This window comes from Bacteroides sp. 1_1_30 (genome assembly GCF_020982715.1).
GTDB classification, from domain to species: Bacteria; Bacteroidota; Bacteroidia; order Bacteroidales; family Bacteroidaceae; genus Bacteroides; species Bacteroides xylanisolvens.
Window position 1 is genome coordinate 1 of the sequence record NZ_JAJKHN010000203.1, and the last position, 1,463, is coordinate 1,463.

At 33.5% G+C, this 1,463-nt stretch carries 1 pseudogene; it reads right to left on the bottom strand.

Annotation, left to right across the window (positions count from 1 at the left end):
• Positions 1-1,140 precede the first annotated feature (1,140 nt).
• Positions 1,141-1,463, bottom strand: a pseudogene (locus tag LPH68_RS26170) (hypothetical protein); the annotation flags it as partial.

A 1,463-nucleotide genomic window follows, 5' to 3' on the forward strand; every position in this document is an offset into this window, starting at 1 on the left:
TCATAAGAAAATATAGGCACTGACTGAATTAGCTAAATGAGCGGAGAAAAACTTACCACCAAATTTGACGAAGAACCCGATTTTTCATTTTCATTTCTCATATTCTCATAAATAATACGGTAATTATATGTAAATCAATAATATAATAGTATGAGAAATAAAATATAAAATGGTATTTCTCATACTATTTCTATCATTTATCCTTAAAAATGATGCATTTCTCATAGGTTTTAAATCGTTTCTCATCTTATTCTCATACTCCTTTTATCTATTTTACTCCTTTCTCATGCATTATGGCTGTATCTTTTCCCAGACTCTCGTCGAACTTTACGATTATTCCTTTTTCTTATGTCGTTTATTAAGCAACTTCCTATTGTTTACTGCTTTCCTGTGTATCATGCACCTTATATCCTTATGCTTTTCCTTAATTATTACCATTTTTTCCTACTACTATCTGTATCGTTGCACTCGAGTGAACAGATCGTTTCACTCGAGTAGACGGTTCTTTCTACTCTAGTGCACAGGCCTGTTCACTCGAGTGCAACGATACAGATGCAGGTAGGAAAATATGCGAATGTCTGCTCTATATACTTTCAATAAGCACTGATAATATATTGTAAAGCTGTGTCTAGTCTGGTATTCAACCTGGTCTTTAGTTTAGGATCTAGCTTGAGAATTTATAGCATAAATAGTCAAAATACTATGAGAAATACCTTGAAAAGGTATGAGAAATGCACTGTTTTCAGTATAAAACGCTGGTAATACTATGAGAAATGCCTTTTTTATTTTATTTCTCATAGTGTTATATTGATGATTTACAGTTGATTATTGTGCAACCTATGAGAATATGAGAAATGAAAATGAGAAATCACTTCTAGTGGCGCTGCGTCGCTGAATATCCTGTATTCTGCTGGTCATGCCCAATTAACCATTCCAATTAATCCATCCCCTTTAATAATCTCCTTTTGTAATGTCCCTTTGTGGTATATCCCTAGTATTCTTTTTACATTTCGTTCTTTTTCTTGCTTTCTTTCTATATCATCTTCTTGTCTCTTTCTTCCTGTTGTCTTTTTCTCAGCTGTAATTCGACTGTAATTTTGTTATTTCTTTCTTCTGCATCTTTTTCTCTTTTGCGTTCGCCTACGCGCCCGCGTGTGATATAATAATGTGTCTCATGTGTACCGTTTCCGCCCCCAATCCACTCATGATAAAAAAAATATGTTCTACAACATCATTATCCTTCAGCACTTTAGCATATTCTTTCAAAAAAACTTCGAAAAAAGAGTTTAATATATTTGGATTGTATACCAAAAGGGTGTACTTTTGCACCCGCTTTCCAAGAGAAGAAAGCCTTGCAGAATTGACATAGTGAAAAAGCGAAATTGTGCTTAAAGAAAAGAACAAAAAAACTTCCGAAAAGTTTTGGAGGATAATAAATAAAGTTCTTATCTTTGCAGTCCGAT